An 18429-nucleotide genomic window follows, 5' to 3' on the forward strand; every position below is an offset into this window, starting at 1 on the left:
CATCGTACCGCTCGGCCCGTCCGCAGTGAGTCGGAACCGCTCCCGCGCCGAACGAACCGCTCTCGCGGTGAATGGGCGCTAGACCGACCCGGTCTCGTCACGGTATCGCTCCTCGAACCCCCCCGACGACGCCCTCGGCTCTCATTCGAGGTAGCCGAGGTCTCTGAGGCGGTCTTGCGCCTCGTCGTCCATCTCTTCGACCGTGTCGTCCGAGACGTCGTCGTCCAAGGCGTCGGTCCACGCACCGCCGACGGCCGCCTCGAACTCCGAAAGCGTCGCCTCCGTCGCTTCTATCTCCTCGTCGCCCTCGCCCGCGAGGTTCGTCGTCTCCCGAGGGTCCGAATCGAGGCGGTACGCCTCGTCTTCGATGCGGTCGATGCGGACGTACTTCGCGTCCGTCCGGCGCGCCGCGCGCATCCGCGAGTAAAAGCGCGAGTCCTTCGGGAGCGTGATGCCCGCGTCCGAGGCCTTCTCCTCTAACTGCTTGAGTTCGACCACCGGACGGGAGTACTCGACGAAGGCGTACTCGCCGCCGCCTCGTTGTCCGGGGTCGTCGTTCGTCGCCTCGGCGAACTCGCGGTACGACTGCGAGAGAAGCGACCGCGTGCGGTCGAGTGCGACGGCGTCGTCGCCGGGTTCGGCGGGGTCGCCGCCGTCGACGCCGAGAGCGTCGAGGACGGTGTGATAGAGGTCCACGAGTTCGACTTGGTCCTCGCGGCGGTCCTCCTCCAGTTTCGGGTGTTTGACCATCAGCGGGACGTTCACGAGGGGGTCGTACAGGCAGAACTCGTGACCGTACAGGTCGTGTTCGCCGTGGAGTTCGCCGTGGTCGGCGCAGACGACGACCATCGTCTCGTCCCACCGGCCGGTCTCTTTCAGCCAGTCGAACAGGCGGCCGAGTTGGTCGTCGATGTGCGCGATTTCGGCGTCGTACAGCCCTCGAATCGACTCCCACTCCTCGTCGTCGATGTCGCGCGCCCCGGAGTTGTACTCTTTCGAGTTCTGGCAGATGTCGGTGGAGTCGACGCACGGCGCGAACTCCGCCGCGAACTCGTCGGGCGGGTGGTACGGCAGGTGGGCGTCCATCAGGTTGATGAACGCGAAAAACTCCTCGGAGTCGTCGATGAACGACTTCGTCTGGTCGATTACGGCGGGCGTCTTCGAGTCCGCGCCCTCGCCGCCGGCGAGATACTCGTGGGCGGTGTTGCCGAGGCTGACGAGTTTGTCCGCTATCTTCCGGAGCGACTCGTTGTCGTTCATCGTCTTCCACGCCTTCGCGAGGGGGCCCGACAGGAACTCTCCGGGCATCACCTCGAAGAAGTTGTTCTGGTCGTCGAAGCCGTCGGTGAGGTGGGTGTACGGCGTAATCCACGCGTTCGAGGAGTAACAGGCGGTGTCGTATCCCGCCGCAGAGAGCGTCTGTGCGAGCGTCGTCGCGCCCTCCAAGTAGGGGTTCTCCTGGTCCGCGCCGTGGTGACTCGGATACATCCCGGTGAAAAGCGACGCGTGCACCGGCAGGGTCCAGGGCGCGGGGGCGACGGCCTGTTCGAACACCGTCGCCTCCTCGGCGAACGATTCCAGCGTCGGCGTCGTGGGCTTCTCGTAGCCGTACGGCGTGAGGTGGTCCTTTCGAACCGTGTCCATCACGACGAAGAGAACGTTCTCGGGCGACTCGGTCATACCCCCGACTGCGGGCGTACGCGGGATAAACTTCCTGTTCTCGGGCGTTCGGTGTCGCTACCTGCGATGGAGTCGCACCGCTGTGGAGCGCGAAAAACGGAGAACTCTGCGACCGCGACCCTCAGAAGGGGGCCTGCGGGCCTTCGTCGCTGCTGCCGTCGCCGTCTTCGGTGTCGCCGGGGAAGGACGGAGACATGCCGCTGTCGCCGTGACCGTCGCCGCCCATGCCCGTCTCGGCGTTGACCTTGTTTATCTCGGGAATCTCCTTGACCATGCGGCTCTTTATGGCCTGGATGGTCATCGGCGAGATGCCGCACCCGGAGCAAGCGCCGCCGAGCATGATGGTGACCTCGCCCTCTTCGCGGTCGAGGTGTTGGATGGCCGCGGAGCCACCGTGCATCTGAATCTGCGGGAAGTTCCGGCGGAGGAAGTTCGTGACCCGGTCTTTGAGGTCGTCGTCTCCGTCGGTCGCGTCCGTACTCATGTATCGGGGTTCGGTACGAACCGGCTTAGGCCTTTGGTTCGGACCGTCGGCTGCCGGCACGTGCGCCGGAGTTCACCGCTCTGAGCGGCGAACGCCGCCGCGGAGACGGTGCCGTCGGCGTCAGGAATCGAGGCCGAAGACGCGCCGGAGTTCGCTCCGAATCTCCTCTCTGTACCGGTCGAGCGTGGCGTCCAGTTTGTCGGCTTCGACGACGACGTCCGTCAGGCGTTCGTGGGGGTCGTCGGGCAACTCGACTCGGAACTCGCCGTCCTCGTAGACTGGCTCTGACTCGTTCAGAATCTGCTGGTCGATGCCGTGGATGAGCGTCGAGTCGAACTCGTCGTTCATCGTGCTGAAGGCGTTCTTGTACGCGCGCTGTAACTCGGGGAAGTAGTGGACGTATTTGTCCTCGAACTTCTCGGGGTCGAAGTCGGCCATACCCGGCCGTTGGCCGTCGTGGATAAAAGTCGGCGTGGTTCCGGTGCGCCGACTCGCCCCCGCTCTTCGGCTGCAGTTTCTGCAGACGGTTCACACTCTCCGTGAAAGTTGCAACTGGTTATCATGTACTGCGTCAGTGAGTCACACATGGAGTTCGAGAGACAGGAGTCGCTTGCGCGACTCCGGGAGACGGTCGAGTCGGGAGAACCGATAATCGGCGCGGGGGCGGGAACCGGCATCTCGGCGAAGTTCGCCGAACGCGGCGGCGTGGACCTGCTCATCATCTACAACTCCGGTCGGTACCGGATGAACGGCCGGGGGTCGTTGGCGGGACTGCTCCCGTACGGCGACGCGAACGAAATCGTCGTCGAGATGGGTCACGAGGTGATTCCCGTCGTCGAAGACACGCCCGTTCTGGCGGGGGTCAACGGCACCGACCCGTTCCGACAGATGGACGTGTTCGTCGAAGACCTGAAACGCCGGGGCTTCTCGGGCGTCCAGAACTTCCCGACGGTCGGTCTCATAGACGAGGACAGCCAGTTCCGGCAGAACCTCGAAGAGACCGGGATGGGTTACGACGAGGAGGTGGCGATGATTCGGGAGGCGTCCCAACAGGGGATGCTCACCTGCCCGTACGTCTTCGACGAGGACCAAGCGCGGCGGATGGCCGAGGCCGGCGCCGACGTCGTCGTCGCGCACATGGGTCTCACCACCTCCGGCGACATCGGCGCGGAGACGTCGTTGGACCTCGATACGGCCGCAGAGCGGGTTCAGGACATCCGCGACGCCGCAGTCGAGGTAAAGGAGGATGCCCTCGTCATCTGCCACGGCGGACCGATAGCGTGGCCCGACGACGCGCGGCACGTCCTCGAGAACACCGAGGGCGTCGTGGGGTTCTTCGGCGCGTCCAGCATCGAACGCCTCCCCACGGAGGAGGCCATCGAGAACCAAGCCCGCGACTTCAAGGATATCTCGCTATGAGCGACGACGAAACGCGGTTCGTCTCGCCCGACGACGTCGAGAGCCTGGTGTTCGACTGGGGCGTCCTCAAATGGCTCAACACGCCCGAGGTGACCGGTTCGGAGCGGTTCAGCGCGGGCGTGGTACGACTCGAACCGGGAAAGGGCCACGAACGGCACGACCACCCCGAGAGCGACGAGATTCTCTACGTCCTCGACGGCGAGGGCGAACAGACGGTCGGCGAGGAGACGCGCGACATCGACGCCGGGGAGGTGGTGTTCGTCCCCCGCGGCGTTCCCCACAGCACGGTCAACACCGGATGGGAGACGCTCCGTCTCCTCGCGGTGTACGCGCCGCCCGGACCCGAGGAGACGCTACGCGAGATGCCCGAGTGCACCGTCGTTCCGCCGGGCGAACTGCCGACGCGAGACGCCGGAGGTGACGGCGAGTGACCGTCGCACTCGTCGGCACACTCGACACCAAAGGCGAGGAACTCGCGTTCGCCCGCGACGTGCTGACGGACCGCGGCGTCTCCGTCCACGTCGTGGACGTGGGGGTGATGGGCGACCCCGCCTTCGAACCGGACACGACGAACGCGGACGTCGCGAGAGAGGCGGGGACGACGATACAGTCGCTCCGCGACGCCGGTGACCGCGGCGAGGCGATGGACGCGATGGGCCGCGGGGCCGCCGGAGTGGTCGAACGCCTCCACGAGGAGGGCGTCTTAGACGGCGTTCTCGGCCTCGGCGGGTCCGGAAACACCTCCGTCGTCACGACGGCCATGCGGGCGCTTCCCTACGGCGTCCCGAAACTGGTGGTTTCGACGATGGCCTCCGGCGACACCCGACCCTACGTCGGGTCGAGCGACATCGCGATGATGTACTCGGTCGCCGATATCGAGGGACTGAACCAACTCTCTCGGCGCGTCATCTCGAACGCCGCACTCGCGATGGCGGGCATGGCGTCGCACGAGGTAGCGGTCGACGTCTCCGACGGTCCGACCGTCGCCGTCACCATGTTCGGCGTGACGACGCCCTGCGTGAAGGCGGCCCGCGCGTGGTTGGAAGACCGAGGCTACGAGTGCATCGTCTTTCACGCCACCGGCACCGGCGGCCAGGCCATGGAGAACCTCGTCGAACAGGGCGTCGTCGACGCCGTCCTCGACGTGACGACGACGGAACTGGCGGACGAACTCGTCGGCGGCGTTCTCAGCGCCGGACCCGACCGTCTGGAGGCGGCGGGCGAACGCGGCGTCCCGCAAGTCGTCTCCGTCGGCGCACTCGACATGGTGAACTTCGGGCCGAAAGCGGACGTCCCCGAGGAGTTCCGCGACAGACACCTCCACGTCCACAACCCGACGGTGACGCTCATGCGGACGACGCCCGAGGAAAACGCGGAACTCGGGCGCATCCTCGCGGAGAAACTGAACGGCGCTACCGGACCGACGGCCCTGTTTCTCCCCCTCCGAGGCGTCTCCATGCTCGACGCCGACGGCGAGGAGTTCCACGACCCGGCGGCGGACGACGCCCTGTTCGACGCCGTCCGCGAGAACCTCGACGACGGCGTCGAACTCGTCGAAGTCGACGCGGACATCAACGACGAGGCGTTCGCCGAGGCGATGACCGAGAAACTCCACGAGTTCCTCGAGGGTGCCTGAGAGAGACAGGGACCCGTGACAGTCTCGGACTCAGACCACACCTCCACATTTCGTATCGCGCTATTCGATTTATCGACGGTTCGTCGGCGTTTCTCGCGGAGTCGACCCAACCCGGGTAAGAGAGCGTCCTAGCGCGTCTTCCCGGAAAAAACCGACAGATACCACCGCTGTATCCGACTCGTGACGACTGTTATCCCACTGGAGACCCACGTACGGGTATGTCTCGACACGAGGCCTCCTTCGATATCGACTCGAAGACAGATTCGTACGCCGCCCGGCGTATCTTAGAGCAGGCGTACGATACGATTCGAGAGGAGTCACGAAGCGTCAGAGAGGGTACCGAAGACGCCGACGCTCTGCTTCGGGAGTTCGAAGCGCTCCGGGACGCGGCGAAGCGACCGGCGGACGGAAAACTGACGATAACCTACGAGCGATACGACGACTGACCGCCGTCTCCCGTAATCCGCCGGTCGCCGGGCGAGGACTCGGATACGAGTCCTTTTCCCTCGTTACCGTCTCGGTTCAGTATGGCTTTCTCTCTGCCCGCTCTGACGCTTCAGAGCGTGGCTTCGACTCCCGTGACGGGCGATATGCTCGTCGTCTTCGCACTCATCCTTCTCGCACTCGTTCTCTTCGCGACGGAGTGGTTCCCGATAGACGTCACCGCCATCTCGATCATGGTTCTGTTGATGGTTCTCGAACCGTGGACGCAGATCACCCCGCGAGAGGGTATCGCCGGCTTCGCCAGCCCCGCGACCATCACTGTGCTGGCGATGCTCATCCTGAGTACCGGCATCAACCGGACCGGCATCGTCCAGTTGATCGGTCGGAAGATGGCCGCGTTCGCGGGGTCCGACCAACGCAAACAACTCGCCGCCACCATCGGCGTCACCGGCCCCGTCTCGGGGTTCGTCAACAACACCCCGGTCGTCGCGATACTGGTCCCCGTCATCGCCGACCTCGCGCACGAGGGGAAGACGTCGCCGTCGAAGTTGCTCATGCCGTTGTCGTTCGCCTCGATGCTCGGGGGGACGCTGACGCTCATCGGAACCTCGACGAACATCCTCGCCAGCGACATCGCGGCCCAAATCGGGGCGGAGTCGCCCGAACTCGGACTGCGCGCGTTCTCGATGTTCGAGTTCACCAAACTCGGCGTCGTCGTGTTCGCGGTGGGAGCAGTCTACCTCATGACCGTCGGCGTCCGACTGCTTCCCGAACGGGTACCGGCCGAAGAGGACCTCGTAGAGGAGTACGCCCTCCAAGAGTACCTCGCGGACGTCGTCGTCCCGGCGAACTCGCCGCTGATCGGGCAGACCGTCGGCGAAGCCCTCGGCGACGACGACCTCGACATCGACGTACTCCAGCTAATCCGGTACGGAGAGCGCTTTTCGGACCCACTGAGCCGAAAGGAGATTCACGAGAGCGACACGCTCCGCCTCCGGACGAACCGACAGACGCTCGAACGGATCATGGACGCGGAGGGGCTCGTGTTCGCGGGCGGGCCGCAGACCGAAGACGACCTGGACCCGGACGGGGAAGAACCCGTCCTCGTCGAAGTCGTCATCCCCTCGGGGTCGTTCCTCGTCGGGGAGACGCTGGCGAGTTCGTCGTTTCGACAGCGCTACGACGCGAACGTCCTCGCGTTTCGGACCCGCGGCGACGTGATACGCGACCGATTCGAGGACATCCGCATCCGCGTCGGCGACACCGTCCTCGTGCAGGCGCCGCCCGACAGCCTCGCGCGACTCGTCCAGAACGAGGACTTCATCGTCGCCCACGAGTTCGACGACGCGGACTACCGGAGCGACAAGATTCCGTTCGCGGTCGCCATCATCGGCGGAGTCGTCGCGTTACCCGCGTTGGACGTCCTCCCCATCGTCGTCTCGGCGTTGGCGGGGGTGGTCGCCATGGTCTTTACGGGCGTCCTCAAACCGACCGAACTGTACTCGTCCGTCGAGTGGAACGTCATCTTCCTCTTGGCGGGGGTCATCCCCCTCGGAACCGCCCTCCAGCAGACCGGTGCCGCCGCGCTTCTCGGAGACGCCGTCGCGGCGACGGCGACGTTCCTACCGGCGATAGGCGTCCTCTGGGTGTTCTATCTCGCGACCGGACTGCTGACGAGCGTCATCAGCAACAACGCCAGCGTCGTACTCATGATTCCCGTCGCCGCCAGCGCGGCGCAGTCTATCGGGGCGAACGCCTTCGCGTTCGTCTTGGCCGTGACGTTCGCCGCCTCCACGGCGTTCATGACGCCCGTCGGCTACCAGACGAACCTCTTCGTCTACGGGCCCGGCGGCTACCGGTTCTCGGACTTTCTCCGCGTCGGAGCGCCGTTGCAGTTGCTCCTCTCGGTCGTCACCGTCCTCGGTATCGCGTTCTTCTGGGGCCTCGGCGCGTGAGTTCGGTGCAATTTGGGTGAGAATCAGAACCGAACCGGTGCGCGGTTTGGTCGGAATTCGGAATTTCTTCTTGTGTCGTCTCGCCCTCGAACCGAGCGACGATGAACTCAGACGAACCCACTCGCGACGCGACGACCGGCCGCGACAACTACACTCGTCGACGCGTACTCGGCGCGGGCGCCGCACTCGCGGCGGTCGGACTCGCCGGTTGCTCGGGCGACGGCGGTTCCGGCGCGACCGAAACCGAGGCGACGACCGAGAGCACCGAGACGATGACTCCGACGGAGGAACCGACGGAAGAACCGACCGAAGAGCCGACGAACCCCGACGTCCCCGTCCTGAACTACGCGCTCACGCTCGAACACCTGGAGAACGCGTTCTACCGCGAGGGACTGGAGACGTTCGCGGACGACGAACTGATGGCGGCGGACGTACTCTCGAACTTCGGCGAAACCGTCCGCACGGACGTTCCGGCGTACTTGAAGACGGTCGGCGAACACGAGGCGGCGCACGTCGACGCTCTGACGCAGACGGTGTCTGACCTCGGCGGCACTCCCGTCGAGGAGGCGTCGTACGACTTCGGATACGAGACGCCGTCCGAGTTCCTCGGCGTCGCGAAAGCACTCGAAAACACGGGCGTGGCCGCCTACGCCGGTGCCGCGCCGAAGGTGACGAACAACGACGTCCTCGCCGCGGCCGCCGGAATCCACAGCGTCGAGGCGCGACACGCCGCGTTCCTCAATCTCCTCGACGGAGACGCGCCGTTCCCGAACGCCGTCGACGAGGCTCGCTCCGTCGAGGAAGTTCTGGAGATAGCCGGCCAGTTCGTCACGAGCGACGTCGACCCCGCGGCGTTCACGCGCGACGACGGCGGCGAGATGCCCGCCTACGACCGCAAACAGGAGAACGACGTCGCCGACGTCGACGTGTTGAACTACGCGCTCACGCTCGAACACCTGGAGAACGCGTTCTACCGCGAGGGACTGGAGACGTTCGCGGACGACGAACTGATGGCGGCGGACGTGCTCTCGGAGTACGGCGACGAACTCCGGATGACGGTCCCCGGTCACTTGGAGACGGTCGGCGAACACGAGGCGGCGCACGTCGACGCCCTGACGCAGACGGTGTCCGACCTCGGGGGTACCCCCGTCGAGGAGGCGTCGTACGACTTCGGTTACGAGACGCCGTCCGAGTTCCTCGGGGTCGCGAAAGCGCTCGAAAACACGGGCGTGGCCGCCTACGCCGGCGCTGCGCCGACCGTCTCGAACGACGAGATATTCTCCGCGGCCATCGGAATCCACAGCGTGGAGGCGCGACACGCAGCGTTCCTCAACGAACTCAACGTCGAGTCGCCGTTCCCCGACGGCGTCGATCAGCCGATGACGATGCAGGAAGTCGAGGAGGTCGCCGGCCAGTTCATCCAGGGATAGCCTGGCCGCCATCGGCTAATTCCGTCCCTCCCGCTGCCGTCTCACCGGTATCCGACCGCTCGATTCCCCGCCGACGCTCACTGCGGTTTCGACGCCCCCACCACGAGATGCTACCTGACACCTCGAACCAGACGACCGGACGCCGCAGGTCCGACAGATGAGTCCGTGGGCCGCCCTCGCGCAGGGGGCGTCGGGGCTGAACGTGCTCATGCTCGCCGGACTCTGTGCGGTTTGGGGGCGGAACTACCTGCGATTCCGGACGAAACACCCTCTCGGGTTGTTCGTCTTCGGTCTGTTGTTACTCGCCGAGAACGCTCTCTCGTTGTACTACTACCTCGCCGACCCGACGCTGTCTGCGTGGTTCGCAACCGCGGTTCCGCCGGTGGTCTGGCGGGCGACGATGGCCGTTCACGTCGCCGAAACGGCGGCCGTCGCCTTTCTCGTCTGGATAACGGCGGACTGATTCTCACCTCCTCTCGGTTCTGTATCGCGACGTTCGATTCACTCACGACTCAGTGTACTCCGCACCCGCCTCTTCTCCGGAGCAGAAACGCTCTCGAACGCCGCCCGCGCGTCCGGACCGGTCGTCGCCCGAGTCTCCCACTCGTCGGCCCGATACCTCACTCGTCAGTGGCCGTCCGACGCGTTCCGAATCGATGCGCGGACTTCGATTCCGAGAACCCTGTCGCGGACGTGACGGCCTCACCTCCCGGTTTCGTCCACCGAAACGCGGTTTGCGGGCGTCTTTCGCCGTCTCAGCGGGCAGGGTCGTACTCTCGACCACCACGGAATATATCCCATGACGCTATACGAAACTGGACGTACTCCGCTCGACGACGGAAACGCCGTCGCTCACGGAGAACCTCGAACCGGCGACACGGCGGCGGGTCGTCGAAGTAGCGTGAACGCCGACTCAGCCGAGTTGGTCGCCGACGATTCGGTTCGCTTCGGCGACGAACTCGTCTTCTCTCCCCTTCGGGATGGTCGCGCCCGCGGCGACGTTGTGGCCGCCGCCGTCGCCGCCGACGGCCCGCGACGCCTCGCGCATCACGGCCGAGAGGTCGAGTCCCTCTCGGACGAGGACGTGCGACCCTCGCGCGGACACCTTCACTTCCGAGTCGGATTTCTCCGCGAACGCGAGGATGGGCTTGTCGCGACTGATACCGCCGGACCCGACGGCCATACCCGCGACGATGCCGACGATGGTCTCGCGGATTCGCGTTCCGGCGTCGAACCACTGGACGTGGTCTTCGACGGTCGTCCCTTCGTTTTTCACCCACTGGAGGCCCTCCGAGAGGTTCCGGCGGTGGTTTCTGAGCAACGTCCGGGCGCTCTCTAGCGCGCCGTCGCGGTTCCCCAGACAGACCGCGAGTCCGACGTCGGCGCGTTCGTACCGCGCCGTCGCGTTCAGGAGCGTGGAGAACTCGCTCACGTCGCGGAGTTCGGTCCCTTCCTCTTCGGCCGTCAGGGTGTACGTCGTCCCGACGAGGCTCTCGATTCTGTCTGCGGGGACGCCCGAGGCGATGGCCCGGCGCATCAGGGCACTCACGAGCGTCTTCCGTTCGTCCATCGTCAGGTCGACCCATCGCCGCCAGTCGCCCTCCTCTTTCAGATCCAAATCGAGGTCCGAAAGGAACCGTACCGCGCCGTTCGCGTCGTTCGAGATGCCGGGGATGCGAACGTCGCTCGCGTACTCCAGAAACTTCGGAAGCGGGCGGGTCTGTCTGCCGTAGAGGACGAGGTCGGTCGCCTCCTCTAAGACGCCCGCGGCGACGCCCTCCTCTACGATACCGGCGTTCGCGCCGTGCAGACCGCCCTCGGAGTTCTGCATGTCGCCGACCGCACCGACGACGGCCAGAGCCGCCAAATCGCGGTTGTCGACCCCCTCCGTTTCGAGTGCGCGAGCGAGAACGTAACTCGCGCCCGCACCGGAGAGTTCCGACGCGCCGTCGATGCCGAAGAGGAGCGGATTGAGGTGGTACTCCGTCTCCGCGTCCGCCGGTCGGTGGTGGTCCGCGATGACCGGCGTGAACTCGTCCGCCTCCTCGTGCGGCGCGACGACGTCTAACTGACCGCTCCCGAAGTCGGTGAAAAGCACGGTATCGTACTCCGTGGCGGCTATCTTTCGTACTTCAGTCTCGTCTAACTGCTTTGCGAACGCCGTCTCGAACGGAATCTCCGCCCGTTCCAACGCCGTCGCGGCGACGGCGGCACTCGTCAACCCGTCGGCGTCGATGTGCGAGGCGAGGAGAACCCGGTCTGCCTCCCGCAGTCGTTCCGCACACGCCTCCGCGCGCGCCTCCATCTCGGGGACGGGACCTGCCATTACTCGGGGTTGGGTCGGTATCGGGTTTAAACTCTCGCCTGTGAGTCGTCGCCCGCTATCCGCGGCGAACGGGCGTCTCGCCGCGGGGTTCCGAGTTCACTCGCGGTACGTCGGCGCGGCCGTCTCCACCACGTCGCAGACGAGTTCCTCGAAGTCGGCGGCGTCCGGAACCACGTCCACGTCGATGCCGTGGGACTCGGCCGTCTCCCGCGTCGGCGGACCGATGACTCCGACGACGGCGTCGTTCAGGCCCGCGATGGCCTCCTCGCGGAGGCCGCGTTCGGCCGCGGCGTCGAGGAAGTGGTCGACGGTGAGAGACGAGGAGAAACAGACGCCGTCGAGTTCGCCGCCGGCGGCCATCACCGCCGACTGGCCCGACCCCTCCGGGCGGACGAGGCGGTAGAGGACCGTCTCGTGTACGCGTGCACCCGCCTCGCGCAGGCCGTCCAACAGCACGTCGCTGCCGTGGTCCGACCGGGCGACTTCCACCGTCGCGTCGGACACCTCCTCGCGGAGGTGTTCGACGAGTCCGGCGGAGGTGTACTTCTCGGGGACGCGGCCGACCGTCCACCCGGCGTCGCGGGCGGCGGCGGCCGTCGACGCGCCGATACAACAGAGCGTCGCGCCGTCGGGACTCCACCCGGCCGCGGCGAGGAGTTCGACGCCGGTCTTGCTCGTGAGGACGACGTACTCGGCGTCTTCGGGCGTCGCGTCGGTCGGTTCGACGGCGAGCATCGGGTCGGGCACGGGCGTCGCGCCGAGCGAATCGAGCAGTTCCACGGCGTCCGATAGCCTGTCGTCGTCCGGGCGGAAGACGGCGACGCGAACGTCGCGGTTCACTCCTCCGTCACCTCCGAGTCCGCGGTTTCGGTCGGGAGTTCGCCGGTCCGGTTCCGGAGGAGATCGACCACTCGGTCTCTCGTCGCCGCCACCTCGCCGATGACCGTTATCGCGGGCGGTTCTATCTCCGCTGCGTCGCGCACGTCGACGATGGTATCGAGCGTTCCGGTGGCGACGCGCATCTCCGGCCACGTCGCGCGTTCGACGAGTGCGACGGGCGTCTCGCCGTCCATCCCGGCGTCTCGGAGCGCTTTCGCGTACTTCGGCAGTTTACCGACGCCCATCAGGACGACGAGGGTGCCGCCCGTCGCGGCCAACGCCTCCCAGTCGACGGCGGACTCGGCTTTCGTGGGGTCTTCGTGGCCCGTGACGAACGAGACGGAAGACGTGTGGTCGCGGTGGGTGACGGGGATGCCCGCGACGCCCGCACCGGCGATGGCGGAGGTGACGCCCGGCACCACCTCGAACGGGATTTCCTCGTCCGCGAGATGCTCCATCTCCTCGCCGCCGCGGCCGAAGACGAACGGGTCGCCGCCCTTCAGGCGGACGACCGACTTCCCCTCGCGGGCGAGTTCGACCATCCGATGGTTCGTGTACTCCTGCGGCGTCCACTCGCCGCCCGCGCGTTTGCCGACGTCCTCGCGCTTTTCGTCGGGTATTTGGCCGAGAATCTCCGGGCCGGGGAGTTTGTCGTGCAGGACGACGTCCGCCTCCGAGAGCAGTCGCTTGGCCTTCACGGTCATGAGTTCGGGGTCGCCCGGTCCGCTTCCGACGAGATAGACCGTCCCCGGCGCGGACGCTGCGCCTTCGACTGTCGCGTCGTGGGTGTCTCGGTCGCTCATCGGTTCACTCCTCGTCCGCGAGTTCGCGGGCCGCCGCGACGAGTTCGTCGGCCCCCTTCTCCGCGAGCGTTTCTGCGAACTCCGCGGCGGCGTCTGCGTGGTCTTCGACCGGCAGGTCCCGCGACCCGCGGACCTCCTGTTCCCCGTCGACGGAGAGGATTCGCGCGGTGACGTGGACGTGTCGCCCTTGGAGGGTCGCGTGGACGCCCATCGGCGCGACGCATCCGCCGCCGAGAACTTCGAGGACGGTCCGTTCGACGGTCGTCTCCACCCGGGTCCGCGAGTGGTCTATCGCGTCGCGGACGTCTTCGGCCGTCTCGTCGTACTGGGTCGTCACGGCGATGGCTCCCTGTCCGGGCGCGGGGACGAACTCGCTGGTCGGCAGGCGGACGGACTCGACGGTGTGGAGCAGACCGCTCCGTTCGAGGCCCGCCTCCGCGAGAACGATAGCGTCGTACTCCGTCTCGATGTCGCGTTCGAGCGCCCGACGCTCGATTTCGTGCAGTCCGTCGAACCACTCTTCGATGGACTCGTCGAACTCCGTCTCGGCGGTGTCGCCTTTCGCCGTCGCCTCGGCTTTCTCGTCGCTGTCTGCGTCCACGCGCTTCTCGTGTTCGGCCTGCATCGACGGCGCGAGGAGTTTCTCGACGCGCGTGTCGACGTTGCCGCGGAGGGGTTCGACGTCGAGGTCGGGACGCGCGGAGAGAATCTCCGCCTTGCGTCGGAGCGAGGAGGTACCGACCGTCGCGCCGGCGGGCAGGTCGTTCAGGTCGGACCCGTCGGGCGTGACGAGAACGTCGCCCGCCGCCGCGCGCATCGGGACGCCCGCGACGACGAGGTTCTGCGGACTCTCCGTCGGCATGTCCTTCATCGAGTGGACGGCGGCGTCGACGCTCCCGTCGAGCACCTTCTCGTCGAGTGCCCGGACGAACGCGCCGGTCTTGCCGAGTCGGTGGATGAGTTCGTCGCGCACCTGGTCGCCGTGCGTCTCCACCTCCACCAGTTCTACGTCGAATCGGTGGCCGGAGAGCGCCTCTTGGACGCTCGCCGCCTGCCGAAGCGCGAGGTCTGACCCCCGCGTCGCCAATCGGAGTGTCCCGCGTGTCATCGTTGTTAGAACGTGCGCGCCGGTGAGTGAAAAGGCCACCACTTCCGCCCGCGCACCCGCGAGTCCGCGGCGTTCGGCCGTCTCGTCGCCGTGTCCGTTCACCCAAACCTATTCAGAATCTCGCGCGAACCGTCGTCCGTGTCCCTCCCCGGCCGCGCCGCCCCCGAACTCGCCGACCTCTTCCGCACCGCCCTCCTGTGGGTCGGACTCCTGCCCGCCGTCTCTCCGATACAGACGGTCGTCACCGCCGTTCCCGCCGTCGCGGGCGCGCCGGGGTGGCTCTCTCTCGTCGCCACCGCCGTTTCCGTCGGGTGGCTGAACTACGAGTATCCCGAGGTTTCGGTCCTCCGCGTCTGGGCGTTCGGCCTCCTCGCGTCGCTCTCTCTCGCCGTTTTCTCCGTCGTCGCCGTCGAGTTCACGACGCTCGGGGCCGCGGACGAATCGTGGGCCTTCGCCGCCGCCTACGCCGTCTGTTGGGCCCTCGCAATCGGGTTCGCGCTCGTCGTCACGTCGCCTCGCGCGCGAGAGATAGCGAGCGCTCGCCTCGACCCCGCGGCGCGGGGCCGGTCGGACTAGCTCACGGCGTTCCGACCGCGCCGTGTCGCTTGTAGAGATAGTACAGGGCGGCCACGACGCTCAAAGAGAACGCGCTGAGGACGACGCTCGCGAGGGCGACGAGTCCCCACACGAGGGGGTCGGGCGTCCACTCCGCGGACGACTCCGCCACCGCCCGGGCGTCCACGTACGTCGCGACCGGATACATCACCGTCAGCACCAACCCCGCGAGTCCGACGACGGGGACGAAGAGGAACGTCACCCCGAACGTCAACAGACCTCCCGTCAAGAAGAGATCGAAGAAGAAGCCGAAGAGCAAGAAGACGCCCCCGACGAGAGCGACGAGAGCGGACACCGGAACGGCCGCTATCCAGTACCACCACCGCGAGTCAACGTCGGCGCGCGGCAGGAGGTCACCCAACGGGTCGTCGTACTCCCGCGTCGCGCCCGGTTCTGTCGTCACGTCCGTGTCCATAGTTGGCACGACGCGCTCCGGAGAGAAAAAACAGACGCCGCCTCGTTTCGCTACAGCGGTTTTACGTTTCGGCTCCCTACAGCGGTGTATGTCGTACATCGACGGGCGACTCGGCGTAGTTTTGGCCGTCGCTCGGGCGGCGCAGGAACACGACGTGGAGTATCCGGCGGCGTCGCTCGCGTACTACGGATTCGTCTCTCTGTTTCCGCTCCTCGTGTTGGTGTTGGCTCTGGTCAGTCGGCCGGTCGCCGCGAGTGTTCGGGATGTGACGCCGCCGTTTCTCACGCCCGAGGCGCGGCAGTTGGTCTCCGACGCGATGACGGCGACGGAGGGACAGATCGGCGCGACGGTGCTCGCCGTTCTCGTCCTCGGGTGGAGCGGAGCGAACGTCGCCGTCGGCTTTCTGACCGTCGTCGAACGCGTCGAGGGCGACAGCGGATGGTCGATACGCCACCAACTGTGCGGCGGTGTCGCCGTCCTCGCGTCCCTACTGTTGGCTCTGTTCTCGATAGTCACGACGAGCGCCGCCTTCTCGTTTCTGCCGGACACGCTTCTCGTCGCGCCCGTCGCCCTCGCGGCCCTGTTCGTCGTCCTCACCGTCGCGTTCGTCCCGTTGTACTACGTCCCCTCGCGGACGGTGACCGACCTGCGGGCGGCGGTTCCCGGCGCACTCACCGCCGCTATCGGATGGACGGCTCTGCTCGTCGTCATCCACCTCTACGCCATCAACGCCGGGCGGTACGCCGTCTACGGCGTGATAAGCGGCATCATCATCATCCTCACGAGCCTCTATCTCGCGGCGTTCGTACTCCTCTTGGGCGTCGTCGTCAACGCGACGCTGGTCGGCGGTATCGACCCCGACCGGTCGATTTGAATACTGTAGCCCCCGAATCGACGACGCCTACAGCGCCGCTTTGTACGCTTCCAGCGTCTCCTCGATATCCTCCTCGGTGTGAGCGTAGGAGACGAACTGCGACTCGAACTGGTTCGCCGTGAGGAAGACGCCCCGGTCTTTCATCTCCTGCCAGAAGATGCGCTCCCAGCGCTCGGTTTCGGCGTTCGACACGTCCGCGCCGTTCTTCGGGCAGTAGTCGTAGCGGGGACAGGCGTCGCGTTGCGCGCATCCGGCCTCGCAGGCGTCCGTCAGGTCGTCCGGCCCCTCGCGCGTGAAGACTGTCTTGAACATCGAGTCCGTGCCGACGACGGTGTAGGAGGGCGCTTTCTCCGCTACGATGTCGGTCAGGCCGCGTCGGAGCGTCTCCGCGAGGTCGTTCACGTAGTCGTACACGTCGTTCTCGGCGGCGTAGGTCAGAGAGGCGTGTCCCGCCGCCATCGTCACCGGGTGCCCCGAGAAGGTGCCCGACTGGAACACGTCGCCCGAGGGGGTGAACCGCTCCATAATCTCCGCTTGCCCGCCTATCGCGCCGACGGGGAACCCGCCGCCGATTATCTTCCCGAACGTCGTCACGTCGGGCGTGACGCCGAACTTCCCCTGTGCGCACTGGAGGCCGCCGACGCGGAACCCCGTGATGACCTCGTCGAATATCAGGAGCGACCCGTGCTCTTCGGTCACGTCGCGGAGGTGTTGGAGGTAGCCGTCGACGGGGTGGACGATACCCGTGTTCCCGAGGATGGGTTCCGTGAGGACGGCGGCGACGTCGTCGCCGTACTCCTCGAACACCTCGTCTATCGCCGCCTCGTCGTTGAACGGCACCGGAATCGTGTGTTCGGCGAACGACTCGGGGATGCCCTTCGTACTCGGCGCGGTGTCTCCGGGTTCGCCCTCGACGAGGGTGGACTCCTGTGCGCCGTGGTAGCCGCCCTTCATGACGACTATCTTGTCTCGACCGGTGTACCCGCGGGCGAGGCGGACGGCCGACACCGTCGCCTCGGTGCCGGAGTTGACGAACCGAATCTTCTCGACGGAGGGGACGTGTCGCGCGACGAACTCGGCGTGGTCTACCTCTATCTCCGTGGGCGCGCCGTACATCGGCCCGTCGGAGGCGTACGACTGGACCGCAGAGCGAACCGGGTCCGGCATGTCGTGTCCGTACAGGAGGGGTCCGTAGCCCATCACGTAGTCGGTGTAGCGGTTCCCGTCGGCGTCGATGACGTGCGCGCCGTCGCCGCGTTCGACGAAGAACGGGTACGGCCGAACTGCACGAACCGAGGAGTTGACCCCGCCGGGCATGACCGAGAGCGACCGGTCGTACAGGTCGCGGGACTCGTCGTGATTCATGGGCGGCGGTTCGACCGGCGGCAAAAAGAAGTACGGGGTTCGGCGGTCGAACCATCCCCCCTACCGAGGCGTATCCGTCCGGTCCGGACCCGACCGCCCCGTACCGCTACGGAACTGTCAATACGGGTATTATAAACGACTACTACGCGGCCGAAGCCACGCCCAACTGCCTCGTGGCGGACGACACGCGCGAACCGAATGTGGCGAGCAAGTGAGAATTCGCGCGTTCGGCGGGCGCGGCGACGGTCGGTGACGTCTCGGCGTCACCGCTCTCAGTCCAACCAGCGGACGACGGACGTCGGTTCCCCCGCTTCGTCTCCGTCCGCCCCCTCTCTGTCTCCGGGCGCGTACCGCCCCACCGCGAGCAACCCCACGGCGTCGTTGACGGCGTGGACGGCGACGAGGACGGGCAGGGACCGAAACCAAAGATAGAGAAGCGTCGTCAAAAGCGCCGGTTGGGCGATGCGGACGACGGCGTGTCGGTCCCACGTCTCGCCGTGGTGCCCGAGCGTGAACGCCAGAAACGAGACGAACCCCGCGAGCGGATAGCTTCCGGTCAGAGCGAGCAGTCGCTCGACGGCGTAGCCGTGGAACGCGAACTCCTCCGTCGCGCCCGCGGTGAACGCGACGAACAGTCGTTCCGGAACCGAGAGGGAGGCGAACGTCCGGATGCCTTCGAGGAGGCTCTCGCCGCCGTCGCCCACCCGCGCCCAGACGGGAGCCATGAGGAGGTTCGCGCCCAACATCACGGCGAGGCCGACGGCCACGTCTCCGAGGAACCCCCCGACGGTTCCGACGCGCCACCCGACGGACGCGAGTGTCTCTCCCTCCGCGGCGACGACGAGGAGGAGGGCGGCGGGGACGGCCCACTTCCAGACGTGGTCTCTGAGTTCGCCGCCGCCTGTCCACCCGAGGCACTCTCTCCCGCGATCGAGCAACTCGAACCCCGCGAGAGCGACGAGGAGTCCCCCGAGAGTGATCGGCGAGAGAGCCATA

General features: G+C 66.6%; 19 protein-coding genes. 9 read left to right on the forward strand and 10 right to left on the reverse strand.

Annotated features, from left to right (window positions below; all coding sequences use genetic code 11):
• Window positions 1-141: 141 nt before the first annotated feature.
• The 3 genes from BM167_RS00325 to BM167_RS00335 form a co-directional block, all read right to left on the reverse strand.
• The gene (locus BM167_RS00325; RefSeq protein WP_092887109.1) at window positions 142-1680 is read right to left on the reverse strand and encodes a sulfatase; all 1539 of its coding nucleotides are present in this window, start codon (window positions 1678-1680) and stop codon (window positions 142-144) included.
• 121 nt (window positions 1681-1801) lie between these two features.
• Window positions 1802-2164 (reverse strand): NifU family protein, encoded by a 363-nt coding sequence (locus BM167_RS00330; protein WP_092887112.1) that lies wholly within the window; start codon window positions 2162-2164, stop codon window positions 1802-1804.
• A 120-nt stretch (window positions 2165-2284) separates the two neighbouring features.
• Window positions 2285-2602: a DUF5783 family protein gene (locus BM167_RS00335; RefSeq protein ID WP_092887115.1), complete on the reverse strand. Its 318-nt coding sequence runs from the start codon at window positions 2600-2602 to the stop codon at window positions 2285-2287.
• A gap of 147 nt (window positions 2603-2749) precedes the next feature.
• Here BM167_RS00335 and BM167_RS00340 point away from each other — a divergent pair, with 147 nt between their 5' ends.
• The 7 genes from BM167_RS00340 (at window position 2750) to BM167_RS00370 (ending at window position 9511) form a co-directional block, all read left to right on the forward strand.
• The gene (locus BM167_RS00340; protein ID WP_092887119.1) at window positions 2750-3583 is read left to right on the forward strand and encodes a phosphoenolpyruvate hydrolase family protein; all 834 of its coding nucleotides are present in this window, start codon (window positions 2750-2752) and stop codon (window positions 3581-3583) included.
• A complete protein-coding gene (locus BM167_RS00345; protein WP_092887122.1) occupies window positions 3580-4014 on the forward strand; it encodes a cupin domain-containing protein in 435 nt (144 codons plus the stop codon). The genes BM167_RS00340 and BM167_RS00345 overlap by 4 nt, the downstream gene beginning before the upstream one ends.
• Window positions 4011-5219 carry a Tm-1-like ATP-binding domain-containing protein gene (locus BM167_RS00350; protein ID WP_092887125.1) on the forward strand — a complete coding sequence of 403 codons (1209 nt, stop codon included), beginning with the start codon at window positions 4011-4013 and terminating at the stop codon, window positions 5217-5219. The genes BM167_RS00345 and BM167_RS00350 overlap by 4 nt, the downstream gene beginning before the upstream one ends.
• A 218-nt stretch (window positions 5220-5437) precedes the next feature.
• Window positions 5438-5665, forward strand: a complete 228-nt coding sequence (locus tag BM167_RS00355) for a hypothetical protein (RefSeq protein ID WP_092887128.1) — start codon at window positions 5438-5440, stop codon at window positions 5663-5665.
• Between the two features lie 144 nt (window positions 5666-5809).
• Entirely contained in the window at window positions 5810-7618 is a 1809-nt protein-coding gene (locus tag BM167_RS00360) for an SLC13 family permease (protein WP_092890987.1), read from the forward strand.
• Window positions 7619-7719: 101 nt separating this feature from the next.
• Window positions 7720-9048, forward strand: coding sequence for a ferritin-like domain-containing protein (locus BM167_RS00365; protein WP_092887131.1), 1329 nt, complete (start codon window positions 7720-7722; stop codon window positions 9046-9048).
• Window positions 9049-9205: 157 nt separating this feature from the next.
• Window positions 9206-9511 carry a DUF8036 family membrane protein gene (locus BM167_RS00370; RefSeq protein WP_092887134.1) on the forward strand — a complete coding sequence of 102 codons (306 nt, stop codon included), beginning with the start codon at window positions 9206-9208 and terminating at the stop codon, window positions 9509-9511.
• Between the two features lie 450 nt (window positions 9512-9961).
• Here BM167_RS00370 and BM167_RS00380 read toward each other — a convergent pair whose 3' ends face one another.
• From BM167_RS00380 to hemC, 4 genes are all read right to left on the reverse strand, one after another.
• The gene (locus BM167_RS00380) at window positions 9962-11374 is read right to left on the reverse strand and encodes a RecJ family nuclease (protein ID WP_092887140.1); all 1413 of its coding nucleotides are present in this window, start codon (window positions 11372-11374) and stop codon (window positions 9962-9964) included.
• A 96-nt stretch (window positions 11375-11470) separates the two neighbouring features.
• The gene (locus BM167_RS00385; protein WP_092887143.1) at window positions 11471-12214 is read right to left on the reverse strand and encodes a uroporphyrinogen-III synthase; all 744 of its coding nucleotides are present in this window, start codon (window positions 12212-12214) and stop codon (window positions 11471-11473) included.
• Window positions 12211-13056, reverse strand: a complete 846-nt coding sequence (gene cobA / locus BM167_RS00390) for a uroporphyrinogen-III C-methyltransferase (RefSeq protein ID WP_092887146.1) — start codon at window positions 13054-13056, stop codon at window positions 12211-12213. Before cobA ends, BM167_RS00385 begins: the two co-directional genes overlap by 4 nt.
• Before the next feature lie 4 nt (window positions 13057-13060).
• Window positions 13061-14164 (reverse strand): hydroxymethylbilane synthase, encoded by a 1104-nt coding sequence (gene hemC, locus BM167_RS00395; protein ID WP_092890989.1) that lies wholly within the window; start codon window positions 14162-14164, stop codon window positions 13061-13063.
• A gap of 138 nt (window positions 14165-14302) precedes the next feature.
• Between hemC and BM167_RS00400 the strand changes: the two genes are divergently transcribed.
• Window positions 14303-14740: a hypothetical protein gene (locus BM167_RS00400; protein ID WP_092887149.1), complete on the forward strand. Its 438-nt coding sequence runs from the start codon at window positions 14303-14305 to the stop codon at window positions 14738-14740.
• Window position 14741: 1 nt separating this feature from the next.
• On the opposite strand, the gene BM167_RS00405 is transcribed toward BM167_RS00400, so the two are convergent.
• A complete protein-coding gene (locus BM167_RS00405; RefSeq protein WP_092887152.1) occupies window positions 14742-15194 on the reverse strand; it encodes a hypothetical protein in 453 nt (150 codons plus the stop codon).
• Window positions 15195-15282: 88 nt separating this feature from the next.
• Here BM167_RS00405 and BM167_RS00410 point away from each other — a divergent pair, with 88 nt between their 5' ends.
• Window positions 15283-16068, forward strand: a complete 786-nt coding sequence (locus BM167_RS00410; RefSeq protein ID WP_092887155.1) for a YihY/virulence factor BrkB family protein — start codon at window positions 15283-15285, stop codon at window positions 16066-16068.
• Between the two features lie 27 nt (window positions 16069-16095).
• On the opposite strand, the gene hemL is transcribed toward BM167_RS00410, so the two are convergent.
• Together hemL and BM167_RS00420 are read right to left on the reverse strand one after the other, a co-directional pair.
• Window positions 16096-17433, reverse strand: coding sequence for a glutamate-1-semialdehyde 2,1-aminomutase (gene hemL, locus BM167_RS00415; protein ID WP_092887157.1), 1338 nt, complete (start codon window positions 17431-17433; stop codon window positions 16096-16098).
• A 272-nt stretch (window positions 17434-17705) separates the two neighbouring features.
• Window positions 17706-18428 (reverse strand): CPBP family glutamic-type intramembrane protease, encoded by a 723-nt coding sequence (locus BM167_RS00420; RefSeq protein ID WP_092890991.1) that lies wholly within the window; start codon window positions 18426-18428, stop codon window positions 17706-17708.
• Between the last annotated feature and the right edge of the window lies 1 nt (window position 18429).

The sequence above is a fragment of the Halopelagius inordinatus genome (genome assembly GCF_900113245.1).
GTDB lineage: Archaea > Halobacteriota > Halobacteria > Halobacteriales > Haloferacaceae > Halopelagius > Halopelagius inordinatus.